12 protein-coding genes are annotated in these 19,321 nt (G+C 59.0%); 6 read left to right on the top strand and 6 right to left on the bottom strand.

Features of this window, described 5'->3' with window-relative positions; all coding sequences use genetic code 11:
• Positions 1–474: 474 nt before the first annotated feature.
• Together HCH_RS15560 and HCH_RS15555 are read left to right on the top strand one after the other, a co-directional pair.
• Positions 475–2,169 (top strand): methyl-accepting chemotaxis protein, encoded by a 1,695-nt coding sequence (locus HCH_RS15560; RefSeq protein ID WP_011397277.1) that lies wholly within the window; start codon positions 475–477, stop codon positions 2,167–2,169.
• Between the two features lie 408 nt (positions 2,170–2,577).
• On the top strand, positions 2,578–3,816 hold the full coding sequence (locus HCH_RS15555; RefSeq protein ID WP_011397276.1) for an ATP-grasp domain-containing protein: 1,239 nt from the start codon (positions 2,578–2,580) through the stop codon (positions 3,814–3,816).
• 82 nt (positions 3,817–3,898) lie between these two features.
• Here HCH_RS15555 and HCH_RS15550 read toward each other — a convergent pair whose 3' ends face one another.
• The 6 genes from HCH_RS15550 to HCH_RS15525 form a co-directional block, all read right to left on the bottom strand.
• On the bottom strand, positions 3,899–6,022 hold the full coding sequence (locus HCH_RS15550; RefSeq protein WP_011397275.1) for a TonB-dependent receptor: 2,124 nt from the start codon (positions 6,020–6,022) through the stop codon (positions 3,899–3,901).
• Positions 6,023–6,165: 143 nt separating this feature from the next.
• Positions 6,166–7,092, bottom strand: a complete 927-nt coding sequence (locus HCH_RS15545; RefSeq protein ID WP_011397274.1) for a sucrase ferredoxin — start codon at positions 7,090–7,092, stop codon at positions 6,166–6,168.
• Positions 7,083–7,940: an ABC transporter ATP-binding protein gene (locus HCH_RS15540; protein WP_011397273.1), complete on the bottom strand. Its 858-nt coding sequence runs from the start codon at positions 7,938–7,940 to the stop codon at positions 7,083–7,085. The genes HCH_RS15545 and HCH_RS15540 overlap by 10 nt, the downstream gene beginning before the upstream one ends.
• Positions 7,941–8,015: 75 nt before the next feature.
• The gene (locus HCH_RS15535) at positions 8,016–9,050 is read right to left on the bottom strand and encodes a FecCD family ABC transporter permease (RefSeq protein ID WP_011397272.1); all 1,035 of its coding nucleotides are present in this window, start codon (positions 9,048–9,050) and stop codon (positions 8,016–8,018) included.
• Positions 9,043–10,065 carry a FecCD family ABC transporter permease gene (locus HCH_RS15530; protein WP_011397271.1) on the bottom strand — a complete coding sequence of 341 codons (1,023 nt, stop codon included), beginning with the start codon at positions 10,063–10,065 and terminating at the stop codon, positions 9,043–9,045. Before HCH_RS15530 ends, HCH_RS15535 begins: the two co-directional genes overlap by 8 nt.
• On the bottom strand, positions 10,066–11,103 hold the full coding sequence (locus HCH_RS15525) for an ABC transporter substrate-binding protein (protein WP_011397270.1): 1,038 nt from the start codon (positions 11,101–11,103) through the stop codon (positions 10,066–10,068).
• A gap of 537 nt (positions 11,104–11,640) precedes the next feature.
• On the opposite strand from HCH_RS15525, the gene HCH_RS15520 reads away from it, so the two are divergent.
• The 4 genes from HCH_RS15520 (at position 11,641) to HCH_RS15505 (ending at position 19,313) form a co-directional block, all read left to right on the top strand.
• Positions 11,641–11,892, top strand: coding sequence for an acyl carrier protein (locus HCH_RS15520; protein WP_011397268.1), 252 nt, complete (start codon positions 11,641–11,643; stop codon positions 11,890–11,892).
• The gene (locus HCH_RS15515; RefSeq protein WP_011397267.1) at positions 11,885–13,036 is read left to right on the top strand and encodes an acyl-CoA dehydrogenase family protein; all 1,152 of its coding nucleotides are present in this window, start codon (positions 11,885–11,887) and stop codon (positions 13,034–13,036) included. The genes HCH_RS15520 and HCH_RS15515 overlap by 8 nt, the downstream gene beginning before the upstream one ends.
• A 154-nt stretch (positions 13,037–13,190) precedes the next feature.
• Positions 13,191–14,741 (top strand): amino acid adenylation domain-containing protein, encoded by a 1,551-nt coding sequence (locus tag HCH_RS15510; protein ID WP_011397266.1) that lies wholly within the window; start codon positions 13,191–13,193, stop codon positions 14,739–14,741.
• On the top strand, positions 14,742–19,313 hold the full coding sequence (locus HCH_RS15505; RefSeq protein WP_011397265.1) for an AMP-binding protein: 4,572 nt from the start codon (positions 14,742–14,744) through the stop codon (positions 19,311–19,313).
• Positions 19,314–19,321 lie beyond the last annotated feature (8 nt).

Here is a 19,321-nt window from a genome sequence, read left to right as displayed (position 1 = left end):
CACCAGCGAAGAGGGCTCGCGCAAGGAATGTCTGATGTGTTTGTTGTCAAAGTTTTAGTCCTTCCTGCGGCTAGTCCATGACGGGAAGAGTTCGATTAGTTTGCCTTCTTGCAGGTCTTGTTCGTAGAGCCATCTTGGGCCCCAGTTGATGTTCTGGTCTCATTTGATGTCCACCTCAGTTGTTGGAAGGCGCTGCGCTTTTCCAACCTACAAGTACCGAGCAATCTATAAACCGTAGGTTGGATAAGCGTAGCGCCATCCAACATTTTTACTTCCACACTTTCTCCAAGACCGGATATGACAAGGAAGCGCTTGGGAAACAACACAAGAGAGACCTGTCACCAACTTTTACCCATAAAACGCCAAACCTAACCGGTTATGGGTCTACACTTGTTATATAGGCCCGCTTTCATCCCTTAATCATTACCGGAAACTCTCGGGTTTTCCGGCCTGCCTGTGGTGAGGAGCAGCGATATGAACAGACTCTCTCTCATCTGGAAAATCACTCTTCCTGTTATTGTTGTTTTCACTTTGTCCGTCATCGCAATCTACATTTATATCCCCAAAGCGGTTGAAGCCAACGCGATCAGCGAGGCCACCGCGTCGGCGGAGCAGGTTGTGCAGCAGTTCAAGACGTTGCGTGGTTATTACACCAAGAATGTCGTGCAGAAGGTGCTGGGGAATACCAGCATGAAGGCGTCTTTTGACCATGATAAGGAGAAGGATGCTATCCCGTTGCCGGCGACGATGATTCACGACTTGAGCAAAGAGTTTTCGCAAAAGGGCATGACGCTGAAACTGTACAGCGCCTTTCCGTTTCCCAACCGCTCCGATAGGCGCCTGGACAGCTTTGGGCAGGCCGCCTGGGCCAGTCTGACGAAAAATTCGGACACCACGTTTTCGCAGGTGGATAAGGACGCCAAACTGGGGTCTATCGTGCGCGTCGCGGTGGCGGATAAGATGGTCGCGCAAGCCTGTGTCTCCTGTCACAACACCCGGGCGGATACGCCCAAAAACGACTGGAAACTGGGGGATGTCAGAGGCGTCTTGGAGGTGGATATCAACATTGACGGACCGCTGGCCAATGGACAGGCGCTGGGGGCCAAAATAGCCGCTATATTGGCGTTGGCCCTGCTTGCGGTGTTGGGGCTCACCGCCTTCCTGTACCGAATGCTGGCCCACCGTCGCATCAATAGTATCGCTGTGGCGATGGAGGAAATATCCGGCGGCGGCAGCGATCTCACGCGCAGGCTGGATGCGGAAGGCAATGATGAAATCAGCCGTATCGCCACCGCGTTCAACAGCTTCGTTAACGAGCTGTCGCAGACCTTCACCAAGATAGTCGCCTTAACCCGCGACGTGGCGGCGTCCGCCAAAGAGTTGTCGGACATCACCGACCGCAGCAACGACGACATTCACCAACAGCAACGGCAGACCGAAACCGCGGCGGCGGCGGTCAATCAAATGGCCAGTACGGTGAATCATGTGGCGGAAAACGCATCGCAGTCGTCATCGGCGTCCGCCAGCGCCGATGAAGCGGCCAAGCAGGGTATGCAGGTGACTCAGGCGGCGTCTGCGGCGATCGCGCAAGTGTCCGAGAGCATGCAGGACGCCAAAGAAGTCGTGAACAAACTGAACGAGGATAGCAAAAGCATTGGCGCTGTGCTGGACGTGATTCGCGGCATCGCCGAGCAGACCAATCTACTGGCGCTGAACGCCGCCATTGAGGCCGCCAGAGCCGGCGAACAGGGGCGTGGTTTCGCCGTGGTCGCCGATGAAGTACGGAGTCTCGCGCAGAAAACCCAGGCGTCCACAGAAGAGATCCATCACATGATAGAGCGGCTGCATTCCGGCGCTCAGGCCATGGTGTCGGTGATTGAGCAGGCGTCCGGTAAAACCGCGCAGTCGGTGGAGTATGCGCAACGCACCTCCGAAACCATCAATCAAGTGTCGGAAGCGATCAAAGTCGCTAGTGAAATGAGCGCGCAAATCGCCGCCGCCGCCCGCGAACAGCACTCCGTGGCGGAAGAAATCAACAGAAATATCGTATCCATTAACGAAGTGACGGGACAGTCGTCAGAACGAGCCGTGCAAGTCGCGCAAAGAGCGGAAAACCTCTCCGCCCTGGCGGACGAGTTGAGCGCGCTCACCGCCCGGTTTGGGGCGTGAGAGTCCTGGAAACGTGCGCCTTCGCTAGCTGCCTCAAGGCAGTCTAGTGTGAGGGCGCCGCTTCCAGGCCATTGTCGATCAAGCTGCATCACGGAGACTTTCATCTGTAGCCTGAACTAACCTCAGTTGTTGGAAGGCGCTGCGCTTTTCCAACCTACAAATAACGAACAACCTACAAATAACGAACACTCTATAACCCGGTAGGTTGGATAAGCGCAGCGCCATCCAACACTCTTATTTAATATTCTTATTTAATACTTTTACTCAACACTCTTGCCAACTTTCACCGAAGCGCATTCTTTGTATTGCAAACACTTGGGAATCACCATGGAAGGCCACATTAATACTGAACTTTCGAGGTTGTTTCACTGGGAAACGCCGACTGAGTGGTGAGAGAAGGAGTTTTGCGTGAAGAAAGCCAGGGTGCTGGTGATTGGGGGAGGGCATATACAGCTCCCATTGATCGAGGAAGGCGTGAAGTTGGGGTTTGAGGTGTTTGTGGTGGATGACAGGGAAGGGATAATTGAGCCGGAGCTTGCTGAGCGCATTCAGAGTGTTCCTTTTAATCGCCATGATAAGAAAAGCATTATTGAGTACGCGTCTACACATGCATTCGACGGAATCGTGTCCGCCGGCAGCGACCGTTCGATCAAGTTGATGGCGGAGTGCGCCGCCCAATGCGGAATCAGCACTTATGTTTCGGAGGCGTCCGCCGCGTTGCCTCTGGATAAACTGCGTATGGCTGCGCTGTTGAGAGCCGCTGATTTACCCGCTCCCCGCTATGATTTTGTCGAGTCCTACGCACAGGCCATCTCTCTGGCGGAAGCCTTGGGTTACCCCGTGGTGGTCAAGCCGGTTGACGGTACGGGACAGGAAGGCGTGGGAGCCGCCGCTGATCCAGAGCAGTTAAAATCGGTGGTTAAATCCGCCCTGAACGCCTCCGTGAAATCGCGGGCGATTATTCAGGAGTTTGTGGAAGGCGTTGAATACAGCCTGAGTGGCTTTATCTACCGCGGTCAGATTGCTCCATTCATCGCCTCATATCGAGGCAGTCCGTCGCGGACGGAAGCGGGATTCGGCGTCGCTTTAACCAAACAATATCCGACGGATCTTCCGGTTGAATTTCTCGGTCAACTCAGAGCCGATATGGAAACCGCGCTGCAAAAAATGGGCGTCGATACCGCGCCGTTTTTCGCCCAGGTGATCGTTACGTCCTCCCACGCAAACCAGTACCGCATCATCGAAGTCATGCCCAGAATCGGCGGCGGCGAAGAAGCCCGGTTCGTCCGCGCGGCAACGGGATTTAACCTCGCCAAAGCGACCCTGCTGGCGGCTTTGGGCAGGGAGTTTGACGTTGCTGATCTTATTGATGCCGAAGGGAGCAAAGCGGTTTTACTCAAGTTCATCACCACCGGAAATGGCGTATTAAAAAGCATCTCCGGCCTGGATGAGGCTCGGTTGCTGGAAGGCGTCAGGGAGATAAAGGTCTATCCCCGCATCGGTGACACAGTGACCTCTCTGAACGACAGTAATGACCGCGCCGGCTACCTGATGACGGTTGGAGAAACCGCTGAAGAAACGGAGCGTGCGTCAGCGCTTGCCGCAGCAAAAGTCGTCTTGGAAGTTGAAGCGACAGCGAACGGGTAAAACAGGGTGCGCTGGCGGTGCAGCCACTCAAGAAGACCCATTCAGCGCTGGTCTCCTTGAGTGGACTTGTTAGCGAGACGTATTAAAAATCCACCCCATAGCCCAGGGTGAAGGTGCGGCCGCGGCCTTTGAAGTTGCGGTCGTCGTTGACGAGGGCGCTTTGGGAGTAGTAGGTGAAGTAATCTTCATCAAACAGGTTGGCCACGGCGAAGGACAGCTTGCCGACGGAGAGTTGGTAGTCGAGGGTGGCGTCCACCAGCGTGTAGCCATCAAACTCTTTTTCCGGGTCATCGAAACTGCGGTCGAAGGAATGGCTGGCCTGCAGGGAGGTGCTGAGGGTTGGCGTCCAGCGTGCGTTCCAGCCCGCTGTTAAGCGATTGGGCGGCAGGTTGAGGCCGTCCAGTTTGCTGTCCAGCTCGCCATCCGCGTCGCTGTCGTATTCGCCGTTGATGCGCGAGTAGGCCAGTTTCACCCGGTGCCGTTCATGCACCTGGACGCCCAGCGTCGCTTCCAGGCCGTCAATTTCGGTTCGTTCCCGTTTCACGAAATAAACCCCGTCGATATTCTCCAGGCGTGAGCCCAGGTCGGAGTCGGACTGGTAATAGCTCAACTCGAAATCCACGGGTTTGAAATCAATCCGCACCCCGATTTCACGGTTGTCGGTCAGGATCGGTTGCAGATTGAGGAAGTCGTCCACGTCCTGATTCGGCTGGTTGATGCCCCGCAGCACGCGGCCCACATCCGGCATGCCGAAGCCTTCCGAATAGTTGGCGAACACGCTGAGCCAGGTCAATGGCGTCACCACCACACCGGCGTTATACAGGGTTTCGCTGAAGTCGGGATTGCCGCCCTCCACCGTGACGCCATTGGCGGAGGCCAGGGTCTCGAAGGAGTCCACGTCGAGTTCCGCGTACTCGTAACGCACCCCGGCGTGCAATACCAGGTTGTCCATGGGTTGCGCCTGCGCCTGCAGGAACGGCGCGTAGTTGTTGTAAGAGGTTTCCGGCACCCAGCTACGGTTGGTCAGCACCAGCCTTTGCTGGGTGGTGTCACGCAGCAAGTCCAGGCCGCCGGTCAGCTTCAGCTTGTTGTCGAACAGGTCCTGTTTGCTCAGGGTAAACTTGGCGCCGAGTTTGTCGGATTCGTTCTGCGACTGGTCATACAGCGTGCCTGCCGGCGCAATATCTTCATCCTGGAACGTGGAGGTGAGGGTGGCGCCAAAGCGGCCTTCAAATTGCTGACTGTACGCTTGCGCGGTGAAGTTCATCCCTGCAAGGTCGTGGTGCTGGTATTTCATGCTGGCGGTAATGACCCGGTTGCGGGGCGCTTCGCCTTCCGGCCTGCCTTTCTCGGAGGTGGTTGGAATCCCTTCGCTGCGATCGCCGGTCACGCTGACATAGTTCATGTCGCCCGCCGCCAGATAGTGATTCACTTCCAGCTCGATGTTCTGGTCGTCGTCTATCCAATAACCCAGCTTGATGAACAGGTCGTAGGCGTGGGAATCCATCAGGTCGCCCTGGGTGTTGTCGACGCCTACCGGCGCGCCGTTCCCGTCCAGATACAGCCCCTGGGTTTCATAGCTGAGGCCGGCCAGATACTCGAAGTCCTGCTGCGCGCCTTCCACCAGGTAGTCGAGCTTATAGCTCAGGGTGTCGGAATCCAGTTTGCGGGCGGGAGTGGTGACCTGAACCCCGGCGTGCTGCTTGAGCTCCACCCCGCTTGGACGGCGCGTGATGAAGTTAATGATGCCGCCGGTGGCGCCCAGGCCGTGAATGGCGTTGGCGCCATGAATCACCTCAATGCGCTCCACCATGGACAGGTCAATAGTGTGGCCCGACCGAGATGCGTTTCTAAGCGGGTTGGACTGCGGCACGCCATCGATCATGAACAGCACCGCGCGACCGCGGAAAGTTTCGCCGCTGCTGGTCAGCTTTTGCCGGTTAGGCGAGTAGGCGGGCAGCAGGTTGCTCAGAATTTGCGACGAATCGGACGTCAGCGCCAACTGCTCTTCAATCTCTTCCCTGGTGATTATAGTGATGACTTGAGGGGAGTCCTTCTCCCCTGTAGCGGACCGAGTGGACGTAATCACGATCTCTTCCAGCACCGTAGTCGGCTGCGCGGCGGACTCGGCCTGAGCCTGTGCGGAGAGGAAAAACGCCGCCAGCGGCGTGAGCGCCAGGGCGTGCAGGGAAGGTTTTGACAGCATGGACAATTCCTTAATGATTGTCTTGGGACATGAATGAAGGAGAAAAAATAGCCAGGAGTAATAGCCAAGTGTGCAATGTAATAAAAAGTAGAAGAAGTATCAATTGCATTAAGCGGCGAGGGACGAATTAACGTTTGCTTCAGTTAAGACTCAGACGCTGCGCTTGCCCGCCATGTGCGGCGATCCGTTGGGCCTGTGTCCGCGTCAATATCCGAACACATGTCGTAGCGCCGGAACGACGCGGCCTCCAGACGGATGAGCAGACGCCCTTGCGCCGTATCGGTTCGCCAGGAAAACGCGATCTCCGCCTGCTCCTCGCCGTGGCTCTGTTCAGCGACAATTTCCAGCTGGGTCGGCTGATGTCCCTCCGCGCCAATACGTTTGCGCGCTTCGATCTCGGCAATCTGCTGGATCGGCGTCAGAGTGCTGTCGCCGCGGAAGCAGGGCAGATAAGGAAGGTTGTCCATCTCGCTTTCCAGCAGGGGCCGGGCGCGCTCAGGCTCGATACGCCCGTATTTGCGCATGTCGGGAAACACCAGGGCGGTGGCCGCGAAACGACAGCCTCCCAGGTGAGAGCTTTGCCAGACTTCAACGCCTGGGAAATTCTGCGCGGCCTGCTCCAGCGCCTTGAAGCCCGCAACGCCGAACTTGGCGCAACACTTGTCCTTGACGCCATGGGTGCAGCAAAGCACGACCTTGGCGGGCGCCGGGCCGCAATACCAGGCGGCCAACGAGCGGCCCTGCCGCAACGCCAGCAGAAACGCCTCCAACTGCTCGCGGGGAATGTCGTACGCTTCGCGCTCCGGCATCAGATAGGCGCGGCGCAGCGTTTTCGACTGATCCGCCCGGTGCATCAGGTTCACCCGGCGGCCTTGTGCAACCAGTGCCGCGACAAGCCCGGACTCAGTTTCACTCATGTCCTTGGCCTGATGATAAGTGCGCGTCCAACCGGCGATGGGCCAGCTCAGCAATAGATTGCTTTGCGGGTGAAAGCCTGTTCCCGCCAGAGGCTCATCGGCGTCCCGACTGGCCTGGGCGCAGAATTTTGGCGTGACGGCCCCTAGACGCATGCTTCGCTCCGTTTGTCATGTTCCTGAGTTTGCGTCGGTATGCGCGTCGTTTTGCCGAAGGGGATGCATAACGGCGAACCGAACAGGGGATCGCGGATAATGCGGCAGCCCAGGTCGAACACCGCGCTGACGGTTTCCTCGGTGATAATCTCCTCCGGCCCGCCCTGGGCGTAAACGTTGCGATGCTGGATCGCCACGATGTGGTCCGCATAGCGACAGGCCAGATTGAGGTCATGCAGAACCATGACAATGGTTTTTTGCTCACGGTCATTCAGCTCGCGCAACAAGTCGAGGATTTCAATCTGATGGGTGAGGTCCAGATAGGTGGTGGGTTCGTCCAGCAGCAGAATATCCGTGTTCTGCGCCAGGGTCATGGCGATCCAGGCGCGCTGGCGCTGGCCTCCGGACAGTGAATCCACGGGTTGATGTTGCAGCGCGGTGAGGCCCGTGTCATGCAACGCCTTCTCCACCAGACGCTCATCTTCCGTCGACCATTGCCGCAGCAGGCCCTGATGGGGATAGCGGCCCTGTTGGACCAGCTGATGGACGGTCAGCCCCTCTGGCGCTAATGGCCCCTGGGGCAGCATGGACAGCTTCTGCGCCACCTGCCGGGTAGGGCTTCGCTGTATTTCCTGACCGTCCAGCAATACGCACCCTTGCTGGGGTTTGAGCACTCTGGCGAAGGATTTCAACAGCGTGGACTTGCCGCAGCCGTTGCTGCCGACGAACACGGTCACCTTGGCGCGGGGAATCTTCAGGTTCAGCGCTTCAATAATGACCTTCTGCTCATAACCCAGAGTCAGTGAGCGGCTTTCCAGCGGATGTTCGGTCGTTGTCGTAATGCTCATGACGATCTCTCTTTTATTAATCAGGCGGACAAACAGCGTCCTTCTATTTGTCTGCAAAGACAGGGCTTGTGTATGTCAGTGATGACGCTGCCGATACAGCAGATAGATAAAAAACGGGGCGCCCACGCCGGAGACGAACACCCCGGCGGGAATGTCCAGCGGCAGAAAGGCGGTGCGGCCGATGGTGTCGGCCAGCGCCACCATGCCGCCGCCGATCATGGCCGCCACCGGCGCCAGGCTGGCGAAGGAGCGATCCACCAGACGGCGCGCCATATGCGGCGCAATGAGGCCGACAAAGCCAATGGCTCCGGTATAGGCGACGGCGGAGCCGGCCAGGGCGACGCTGATCCATAACAGGATAAAACGGTTGCGCTGCACCGGAACGCCGAGGTTGATGGCGATAGCGTCGCCCATCTCCTGAATATCAATGGTCCGCGCCAGCAGCAGCGACAGCGGGCCCAGGATCAGCAGCCAGGGCGCCAAAGCCTGCACGTCGCTCCATTCCGAGCCGTAAACGCTGCCGGTCAGCCACACATAGGCGGTCATGCTGGTGGCGATGGGGCTGATGACGATCATCAGCGTGGTGAGCGCGCTGAGTCCGGCGGACAGACCAATGCCGATCAACACCAGACGAATGGGGGAAACGCCCTGCCGCCACGCCAGCGCATAGATCAGCAAGGACGTGCAGGCCGCGCCCAAAATGGCCGCTACCGGCAGCCAGCGAATGCTGACGGCGCCCGCCAGAAACGACAGAAAGAACACCGCCGCCGCAGACGCGCCGCTGGTGACGCCGATAATGTCGGGAGAGGCCAGGGGATTTCTGATAATGCTCTGCAGAATCAGGCCGGACAGCGCCAGGGCGGCGCCCGCGAGAAACGCCATCAGCACTCTGGGCAGCCGCAGGGTTTCGATAATAAATGCGTGATCGCCCGGCTCGCTGGCGCTCAGTTCCTTGATTACCTCCAGCGGGGAAATCCAGAGGCTGCCCGTGGCTATAGCAATGAGCGCCAGCGTCAAAGACGCCGCCACTATGAGCAGAATGAGGGTCGCTGAGCGGGGATTAATCTGCACCGACCACCGGTTCATCCGCAGAGTGATAAGCCTATGCATGCTGCATGCCCCGCCGCGCCAGATAGATGAAAAAAGGCGTTCCCAATAATGCGGTCATTACGCCGATGGGGACTTCCTGGGGCGGAATCAGGAACCGCGCGGCCACGTCGGCGCTCAACAATAGAACCGCCCCCAGCACCGCGCAGCCCGGCAGCACCCAACGGTAATCCGCGCCCAGCCAGGCGCGGACCATATGGGGAACAATCAACCCGACAAACACGATATTGCCAGCGATCGCCACTGCGGCCCCGGCCAGACCGATGATCAAAGCACCCATCAGCAGTCGCAGTATGACGGTGCGTTGCCCCAGGCCTTTTGCAACTTCATCGCCGGACATCAGGACATTGATATGACGGCCCAGGGCCATGCTGGCGACGATGGCGAACAGAATGAAGGGCGCTACCGGCGCCACCAGATCCAGACTGCGCCCCGCCACCGATCCCGCCAGCCAGAACAGGATGCTGTCCAGCCCTTCCTGATTGATCACCAGCAGACCCTGGGTGAAGGAGACGAACAAGGCGGTGATGGCGGCGCCCGCCAGCACGGTTCTGACCGGCGTCAGGCCGTCGCGTCCGAGGGCGCTCAGGCAGTAAACCAGGGTTCCCGCGACGGCGGCGCCGGCGAAAGCGATCCAGATATAGTGTTGCAGCGACGGGACGGAGAAAAGCGTGGTCGACAGCGCAATGGCGAACAAGGCGCCGGCGTTGACGCCGAAGATTCCCGGCGAGGCCAGGGGATTGCGGGTCAGCGCCTGCATCAAAGCGCCCGCCACCGCCAGTGCGGAGCCGACGCACAGCGCCGTCAACGCCCGGGACAGGCGGGTGGTGGTGACGATGATGTGCTCCGTGGAGCCCGGGTCGAAAGCGATGAAGGCGTCCATCACGACGCTCAACGGCATGGATATCTGACCCAGGGCGATGCTGGCGCTGAAGGCCGCCGCCAACACCAGCAGCGCGAGGAGAAGTTGCAGGACGCGGCCGGCGCCCCGCCTGGCCCGTAAATGCCTGAACGACATTTACTGCGTCGGACCGGCGAGACCGAAATGGTCGTAGATCTGATCCAGCATCAGGTTGGCCCCAAGGATGCTGCCGGATAAATGCCAGGCTATCTGGTCGACCTGAAAAACCTGATGCTTACGCACCGCGTCCAGGTTCTTCCACAGCGGGTGCCGGGTCCAGTCCGCATATCCCTGCAGCACAGCGGGGTCTTCCGTGTTCATAAACACAAAAAAGACATCCGCGTTCATTGCGGGAATGCTTTCCTTGGTGGCCAGCTTCTGCATCCAGTGATCCTGCGGATGGTTGGGAGGGCTGACGAAACCCAGCTCATGCAGAATGGAGCCGGTATAGCTGCCTTGCAGGTACAGGCGGGCATGATCAGCGCGGAAGTTAATGGCGGATACTTCCTGCGGCCATTGGTCGCCGAGCTTGAGCTGAATTTGCTGCTGAAAATCCGCCACGCGGTCGTTCCAGTTTCGCAGCAGCGTCTCCGCCTGCGCCTGTCGGTTCATCGCCAATCCCATCATGGTTACGGTGTCTTTGAAATCAAACACGGTTTCCAGCGCAATAGTAGGGGCGATCTGGGTCAGGTGACCGTAGATTTTTTCATGACGCCGTTTGGAGGCGATAATCAAGTCTGGCTTGAGTCCGGCGACCACCTCCAGATTGGGCTGGGTCTCCAGCCCCACATGAGGAACGCCCTGAAGATGAGGACGCAGATATTTGTATGTAGGCTTCTCCGCCCAGGAGTCCACCACGCCCACGGGAATAACGCCCAAAGCGATGGCGGTATCCGTCGCTCCCTGAAACAAAGTCACCACTCTGACTGGCGTACCGGACACCTGCGTCACGCCCATGGAATGCTCGATGCGCCGTACGGACTCCTCGTCGGCGTAAGCGGAGCCAGGCCCGACAAATAACAGGCTGCTGAAGCTGAGAACATAAGCGGCGCACCGAAAGAGCGAAGCCTGAAAAGAAGAGAGCAAAGCCCGGAAAGACGAGTGGGAGGCCAGGAAAGAGCGGAGGTATAACCAGAAGTTGCGTAACATCGACATGAGGTTCAATTGTGGGATCGTGGAGAAGGAAACCGGCAGTCTATCCGGGGGAATTAATAATATCAATAAGAAGCATTCGCATTAACAAATATACTGATCGCCCATTATTTGTCGGCAACGACTTGCCTGTAACAACTTGCCTGTAACGGAGGCTGTGGCCGTTACCGCAGGAAATCGTCGTTGAAGCCTGCATGCGTTCCCAAACTTTTCCCATTTTCGATTGCGACAATTTGCGCCACAGGGCCCCCGGGTGGCGAAAAAGAACAAAAAGGTCGCTTCTGGTTTTGCTCTGAAATCAGAAATGACGCTTGCTTCGCGTTATTTGGTCAGCTTTCTGGGTGTGACAAACAGGGTTAATTTTTGTCAATAAAATCAGTCGGCTGGAAGATTGCGCCTGTTCGTGATGATGATATATGATGCTGCAAGTCAGTTTGGCGCCCCAAGATGGGGCCTGGAAAGAAAACCTTTTCACTAGCAGCGCCAGCTGACTTTCAATGGAAAGACTAATGGAATTTAAGCTCGCAAAGGAAAGTAGTAATGGACGTATCTGCGCGTAAAAAATTAGTGTCTGAATACCTGAGCAAACTTGCTGGAAAACAGGATTTGGACGACTCAGTCGACATCTTCGAAACAGGCCTGGTTAACTCCCTGGCCGCTATCCAATTAATCTCCTTTCTCGAAAAAAACTTCAGAATCAAGGTAGAGATTGACGACCTTGATAACGCCAACTTTTGTAGTATTCAGGCTGTCTGTAATTTCTTGGAGAGAAAGGCGGTGATAAATGCTTAACCGTTTTCTATCGCCTTCTCAAAACCAGTGGCTGCACGCCTTCGAACAGTTCTCCGCCGATGAAGTCGCGCCTTATGCCGATGAGTGGGATCTACACGAGGCGACCCCCGCCTCGGTAGTGAAAAAACTCGCCCATAACGGCTGGCTTGGCGGCCTGGCGAAAGAGGAAAGCGGCGGCCTGGGCTTCGACGCCACCACTTTCGGGCTTCTTAACATGGCGATCGGTGCGGGAAGCGGCTCACTGACGGGCTTGCTGAACGTGCACTCAATGGTGTTGAAAACCATTGAGGACTGGGGAACGCCGGAGCAAAAGCAACAGTATCTGACGCCATTGGTGAAAGGCGAGATCATCGGCGCGTTTGCGCAAACCGAGGTCGGCGCCGGAGGCGATTCCAAGAACCTGTCGACGCAGTTTGTTGACGACGGCGACGCCTTGCTGGTCAACGGACAAAAGACCTGGATCACGTTCGCCCAGATCGCGGATCTGTTTCTGGTGTTCGGTAAATATCAGGGGCTGGACACCGCCGTTCTGATTCCCAAAGAGACGCCAGGATTCACCATCACCGCCAAGAAAAATATGCTTGGCTTCAAGAGCGCCTATCTGGCGGTGCTCGACTTCGTCGACGTGCGGATTCCCAAATCTCACATCATCGGGAAACCGGGCTTCGGCCAGAACCTCATCTCCAATAGCGCTCTGGACTACGGTCGCATCAGCGTGGCCTGGGCGGCGCTAGGCGTTCAACAAGCGGCGCTGGCGGCCTCCGCGCGCAGAGCCAACACCCGCTCTACCTTTGGTGCGCTGCTAGCGGACCAAGGCATCATTCGCGGCTATCTGGCGGAAATGTCCAGTAGTCTGCTTGCCTCCCAACTCATTTGCCTGTCAGCGACAAAAGCGAAGGAATCCCGGGACGAAGACGCCCTGGAGCAGATTCTTCAGGCCAAGCTTTTTGCATCACATGAAGCCGGTACAGCGGCGGCCAAAGCCGTCCAGATTCACGGCGGCCATGGCTGCGATGAGAGTAACGGCGTCAGCCGTCTCTATCGGGATGCGAAAATTTTGCAGGTCGTCGAAGGCAGCAATGAACTGCAAAAAATGCTGATCGGCAAGGAAGTATGTAATCGATACAGCTATAGCGCTGTATAGACTATTTCATAATCCGCTTCTCACCATTTCTATCCTCCAGGCTTGAGACCCAAGGTCTCGGCTGACGGATGCCTGTCGCCCCGGGTTCGTCTGTAACCCTGGGCGCGCTATGGCTCAGGAGCGACTCAGCCAGCAATCAAAGGACTCCGGCTCTATGGACACTGGTCGACTTATTACTGATTTTTTCGAGGACACGGCGCGAGACAACCCCAACCCGGCGATACGCTGGGGCAAGGGGGAGACTCTATCCTGGTGCGAACTGCATGAGCGCGCGCTGCTACTGGCTCAATATCTGATTGATGAGCGTGACCTGCGCCAGGGTGAATGCGTCGCCATTGGCCTGGAGCGAAGTCCGGCGTTTGTGGTGGCGGCCTACGCCGTGATGCTTGCAGGCGGCGTGTATTTCCCTCTGGATGCGAAAACGCCCGTTGCGCGCATGGCTTCCATGCTGCAGACGGCGCAGTGTCGCGTTGCGTTTTGCAGCGCCGCCCAGGCTGGCCAGATTTCCCAGGCGGGACCGGATCTGGCGTTGATTCTGGCGGAGCGGCTGGAGGATATTTATGTATCCAAACCTGAAATAGACGCGATGCGGAACGCGCCGCGATTGCAGGCGTCGGACCCGGCTTATCTGATCTTTACCTCCGGCACCACGGGAACCCCGAAAGGGGTGCTGGTCAATCACGGCGCCTTTATCAACCGACTGCAATGGCATCAACAACACAGTGCGATGACAGCGTCGGACATCATTCTGCAACGCACCGCGCTGACCTTTGACGTATCTCTGTGGGAGCTTTTCCTGCCTGCGTTGAACGGCGCCAGCCACTACTTGCTGCGCCCAGGTCTGGAGTCATTTCCCCGAGGCATCGTGGCGGCGCTGCAAAGTGAAAACATCACCGTGGCGCACTTTGTGCCCAGTTTGCTCAAGCCGGTGCTGCAAGAGTTGCAGCCTGCGGAGACCGCCCTGCGCAACGTGTATGTCAGCGGCGAATCGTTACAGGCCAGTCTGGTCGCCCAGTTCCAGGCGCAGTTCAGCTCTAGCTGTCTGCTGACCAACCTGTATGGTCCGACGGAAGCGGCTATCGACGTCAGTTACTACGATTGCGTCGCACCTGCGCCCAAAAACGTGCCCATCGGACAGGCGCTTACCGGTTGCGAGTTATACATTGTCGACCCTGAAACATTAGCGCTGAAAGGTGATATGGAGCAGGGAGAAATCGCCATTGGCGGAATTTGTCTGGCTGAAGGTTACTACAACCGTCAGGACTTGACGGACAAAGCCTTTGTTTTTCACCCAGAGCTGCAACAACGTATCTATCTGACCGGCGACCTGGGATGGCGTGAAGACGGCGACCTGTTTTTCTGTCAGGGCCGTAAGGACACCCAGGTGAAATTGCGCGGGCTGCGTATCGAACTGGGCGAAATAGAGCATCACCTGCTCAGTCATCCGGCGATTAACGAAGCCGTGGTCTGCGTGGTGGAGGACGAAGAGGGCGAACAATGGCTGATGGCCGCCATCGCGGCGAGCGGCGACATGCTAGAGACACAGGAAATGCGTCAGTTTCTCGCTGCGCAGATGCCCGCTTACATGTTGCCGACGCGGTTCTGGCAAACCGGTAAATTGCCCCGCTCCAGCTCCGGCAAGCTCAACCGCAAGGCGATTGCGGAGACCCTGCGTGAGCACTTCTTCGCGGAGGCGGTAGCGTAAATGATGAATACGCTGACATTTGAGTTGTCCCGGTCGCAACAGACCGTTTTCAAGATGGAAGCCTTTCATTTGTCCGGGCGCCGGTTTTATCTGGGCGGCGTGGCGCGCCTGCATGGCGATCTGGCGCTGGAGCGCTTGGCGCAGGCGGCTGTGGCGGTCACTCAGGCCGAAGATGTCTTCCACATTGGCTTTGTCGCCAATGCGTCCGACGCGCTGTGGCGGGGCGTGCGTCATGAGGCTCCATGGGCGGACGTGCAAAAGGTGGATTTCAGCCAGCATCCTGATCCGGAACAGGCGTTCTCCCAGTGGGCCGAGCGTCAGCTGCTGCTGGAAGAGGATCTGTCGCGAACGCCGATCCGCGTCTTCGCCGTCCAGTATCGCGACCAACAATCCGGCTGGTTTGTGAAGGCCCACCACGCCGCTGCAGACGGCGCCGCGCTGGCGTTATTAATGGAGCGTCTGGCGGCGGCGCTGGAAGGCGATGCCTGTGGGCTGGTCGGGAGCCCTGCTTTTTCCGTCATGGCTGAGCGGGAGCAGGAGTACGAAGCGTCTCCACGCTGGAGCAGGGACGCGCAATACTGGCGTAGCCTGTTCGGCGAATCCGCCGCTCAGCAAAGCGGCCGCCAGCCTATTGGCGACTACCGGGGCGGGGAAGCGCGCAGCCGGCGCGTGCGCTTGTCTTTACGCGCCGAGCAGAATGCGTTGCTGGTTCAGTTCAGAAGCAGCGGCGGTTCCGTGTTCCGTTTGTTTTTCGCCGCCGTCGCCTATGCGCAGATGGTGGTGGAAGACGGCGACGCGGTCCTGGTGCAGGCGCCGATGCTGAACCGTTGGAGCGAGGACGAAAAACGCGCCATCGCCATGGCCGTGGCGCCGGTGCTGGTCCCGGTATCCCGCGCGGCGGGCGAGACCGTGGCGGACTGCTATCGCGTGCTGCGCAAGGGGCTGCAAAAAGCCCTGGCGCACTCTCGATACGCCCCCGGCGCGCGCTGGGGCGACTTCGCCTCACAAGACTGGAAACGGGTCATTCCTGCGTTCGGCGTGTCCTATCAGACCGGTGCGTTTCAGCCTTCCGTCTCTGGCGCCCAGGTGGAAATCGACCATTTGCAGGCGGTGGAAGCGCTGTTCGCCACGGTGCATATTCATGATCGCTTCGAAGATGGAAGCATCAAGCTGGAAGCGGATTTTCGTCGCCAGTGGTCGGAGCCCCAATGTCGCGCTTTTTTGCAGACGGTGGTCGATTACGCGATGGAAGCGGCTGCGGACGTGATGACCGCCGCGGAAACGCGGCCTAAAACCCATAAAACCTATGAGACGGAAGTTTCTCAGTCCGTTGAAGAAACCATGACGCCTATCAGCGTGCGCATCAGAGATGCTTTTCAGCGTTACTCCAACCAGATCCTGTTCAGCGCCAGTCCTGAAAGTGATCCCATTTATTACCGCCAGGGCTGGGACTGGATGCGCGCGCTACGTGAACAACTTCGTCAGCAACGCGCCGACGACGACCGACCCGTCATGATCCTTGGGCGCCGCACGCCGGCGACGGTGCTGGCGTATCTGGCCTGTCTGATCGATAACATCACCGTGGTTCCTGTTTGTCCCACGACGCCCGCGGCCAGGCTGTTAACTATCGCGCGAAATTCCGGGGCGTCTCTGTGCCTGTACGTAGAGCCTGATCAGAGTCTGGCGGAAAGCCTGGAGCTGCCTTTGGCGCTGCTGGACATGTCCGTTCCGCTGGAATGGTCGTCTCACCAGGCGTCAGAGTCATCGGTTTGGTCCACGACAATGGCGCCGACGCCGGACGCCTTAACGGCCGCAGCCCAGGATAAACCGGCTTATATTCTGTACACCTCAGGCTCGACAGGAGAGCCTAAAGGCGTGGCGATCTCTCCTGTGGCGCTGGCGCATTACGCCGTGGCGGCCACTGAGGCGTACGCCGGGGAACGGCCGTTCAATACGCCGCTGTTCACCTCCTTTGGATTCGACCTTACCCAGACCAGCATTTTGGTTCCTGTCCTGTCCGGCGGGTTTATGCAGCCTCATGAACAGGATATTCGCGATAACCCCGAGCTGCTGCGGTCGCTGCTGGCGGATGAGCGCCTGTCCGGGGTGAAATGCACGCCTTCCCATTTGTCTTTGCTCACCGAGCACAGCGTTCCGCGGCGCCAACCGCTGACCTTTGTGGTCGGCGGCGAAAACCTGTCCGAGGGGCTGGTGCGACAGGCGTTGCGCGTTTTCCCCGCCGGCAGCTGCGTGGTGAATGAATACGGTCCTACGGAAGCGACGGTGGGCTGCTGCATTCATACCAGCCACAGTTCCACTGTAGCCGCTGAAGACAGCGCAGGCGTCACGCCCATTGGCGCGCCGCTTGGCGCTGCGCGGATGTCGGTGCGCGACGCCAGAGGCGAACCCATGCCGCAAGGGTTTCAGGGCGAGTTATGGATCGGCGGCCCGGTGCTGGCGGAGGGTTACCTCAACAACTCCATGCAGACTGACGCCAAATTCGTGCGCAGTCGTCGGGACGGACATCGCTGGTATCGCTCCGGCGACCTGGGCGTGCTGGACGCCCAGGGGGAGCTGCACTGTCTCGGGCGCATCGACGAAGAATTCAAAGTGCGTGGTTACCGCATTCATCCCACGGAAATCGAAAAAGCGGTGGAAAGCGCGTTGGCGGCGCTGGGTGCGGAAGATCGCCAGGGCAAGATAAAAGCGTTGAAGCTGGCGGCCGCCAACGCCTCGCATGCGTCGGACGGGGCAGGTGAGAACCGCGAGCTGGTGGCGCTGTGCAGCAGTGCGCCGATCCCTTACGACGCCCCGGATTTTCAGGCGCGCCTGCAGGACAGACTGCCCGACGCCTGGCTCCCCGGCCTGTACTGCACGGTGGCGCCCTGGCCGGTCAACGCCAACGGCAAAGTGGATATGAAGGCGCTGACGGCGGCGGCTCACAACGCCCTGGCGGCGACGCTGACGCCCTCGCGCAGCATTGGCGCTCAGGACGCCGACGCCGCACAAACCTATACCCTGCCTGAGTGGTTGAATGACGACTTTTTCGCGCCGATCTGGCCCCAGGGCGTGGACCTGAAGGCGTCGTTCCTGGCGCTGGGGGGCGACTCCATCAAAGCCATCCGCCTGGCGGCGCTGCTTGCGAAGCAGGGCGTCCGCGTCGGCGCAGGGGAGCTGTTGTCCATGTCCGCCCTGGGCGCCGTGCTGGAGAAAGCCTGCGCCAACGGTCAGACGCAGCATGCCGGCGAGGCCATCGCCATTGGGGACGTCGATGCGAACTGGATCACCCATCTGCCCAGTGTGCGCTGGATGCGGGAGCAAGGCTTTCACTATCCGGATCACCTGCAACAGGGGGTGACCCTGGCGGCGCCGTCGTCGCTGGCGCCGGAGCGCATTCACGCCGCCGTTCTGGCGGTGCAGGCGCGCCATAAAATCTTTGCGCTGAGAACCAACGCCGACCTTAGCGCGTGTCACTTTGAGTCCGCCTCAACCTCGTTGCCTGTGCATAAACTGGCGACAGGGGAGACGCTCATGGCGCGGCTGCGCCGGTTGCAGAGCGCAGTCAGCCTGCAACATCAGCCCAGCGTTCACGAAATCGTTTGCGATCCTGCGTCGAACCAGAACTATCTGATCTGGGTGTGCCATCACCTGATTTGCGACGTGCATTCCTGGATTTATTTACTGGATGAACTGGATCAGGCCCTGGGCGATGCGACTATCGCCGGCGGAGAGGTGGAGGCCGGCGCGTTCCTGTGGGGGAAATGGCTGCGCGATCACGGCGGCGAAGCGCCGGTGACGCCCTGCGGGGATGCGGCGGCGACGGCGGAGCCGGTCAGGTTGACGCTGACGCTGTCGGGCGCGGACATTCAGGACATGGAGCGGCGGCTCAAGGCGGAGCGCACCCAGTTGCTCGCCGCCGCGCTGATTGCGGCGCTGGATGAAGACGACGCCACGCGGGCGCAGCCTGTGGCGCTGTTTGAACATCACGGCCGTGTTTTCTCCGCAGCGAACGTCCCCCGCGAATGGGACGGCGCGCTGGCCAATGCGGTGGGCTGGTTCACCGGCTTCCATCAGGTGAGCCTTGATCCGCTTGCGCAAGGCGCGTCGGCGCAGTTGCGAGAGATCAAGTCCCGTTGTTGCGACGGACGCCAGAACTGGCTACGTCATCTGGGCGCGCAGACCCAGCGGGTCAGGCCTTTGCTCTGTATCAACGATATCGGCGGTGGGCTGAGTGGGCAGTGGCGTCACTTCACGCTGACGCCTTCGTTGTCCGGGGGCTTCCGCCACCCGCAGGAACGCAGTGTGGCCGACTTCGACCTGCTGGTGTTTGACGAGCGCGAGTCCGGCGCGGTTAGCGTGGAATTACGTCTAGGCGTTCCTGGCGCCAGCGAGACGCGCGCCATTCAGTATCTGACGCAACTGAACGCCGGACTGTCAGCCTGGCGCGACGCACTGCTGGGCGAGGGCGACGCGATTTCTGGCGCGCCGTCCGTCCTGCTTCCCTCGGATTTTCCCTTTTGCCAGCTCTCACAGACGGAGCTGGATCTCATCATTAACGGAGCCGCAGTATGAGAACCGCT

It is taken from the genome of Hahella chejuensis KCTC 2396, from assembly GCF_000012985.1.
In the GTDB taxonomy this organism is placed as follows: domain Bacteria; phylum Pseudomonadota; class Gammaproteobacteria; order Pseudomonadales; family Oleiphilaceae; genus Hahella; species Hahella chejuensis.
This window is presented reverse-complemented; position numbering and strand designations above follow the sequence as displayed.

Coding starts and splice junctions, on each gene's coding strand:
- HCH_RS15560 (WP_011397277.1), top strand. CDS start 475: ATGAACAGACTCTCTCTCATCTGGAAAATCACTCTTCCTGTTATTGTT.
- HCH_RS15550 (WP_011397275.1), bottom strand. CDS start 6,022: ATGCTGTCAAAACCTTCCCTGCACGCCCTGGCGCTCACGCCGCTGGCG.
- HCH_RS15545 (WP_011397274.1), bottom strand. CDS start 7,092: ATGCGTCTAGGGGCCGTCACGCCAAAATTCTGCGCCCAGGCCAGTCGG.
- HCH_RS15540 (WP_011397273.1), bottom strand. CDS start 7,940: ATGAGCATTACGACAACGACCGAACATCCGCTGGAAAGCCGCTCACTG.
- HCH_RS15535 (WP_011397272.1), bottom strand. CDS start 9,050: ATGCATAGGCTTATCACTCTGCGGATGAACCGGTGGTCGGTGCAGATT.
- HCH_RS15530 (WP_011397271.1), bottom strand. CDS start 10,065: ATGTCGTTCAGGCATTTACGGGCCAGGCGGGGCGCCGGCCGCGTCCTG.
- HCH_RS15525 (WP_011397270.1), bottom strand. CDS start 11,103: ATGTCGATGTTACGCAACTTCTGGTTATACCTCCGCTCTTTCCTGGCC.
- HCH_RS15520 (WP_011397268.1), top strand. CDS start 11,641: ATGGACGTATCTGCGCGTAAAAAATTAGTGTCTGAATACCTGAGCAAA.
- HCH_RS15515 (WP_011397267.1), top strand. CDS start 11,885: ATGCTTAACCGTTTTCTATCGCCTTCTCAAAACCAGTGGCTGCACGCC.
- HCH_RS15510 (WP_011397266.1), top strand. CDS start 13,191: ATGGACACTGGTCGACTTATTACTGATTTTTTCGAGGACACGGCGCGA.
- HCH_RS15505 (WP_011397265.1), top strand. CDS start 14,742: ATGATGAATACGCTGACATTTGAGTTGTCCCGGTCGCAACAGACCGTT.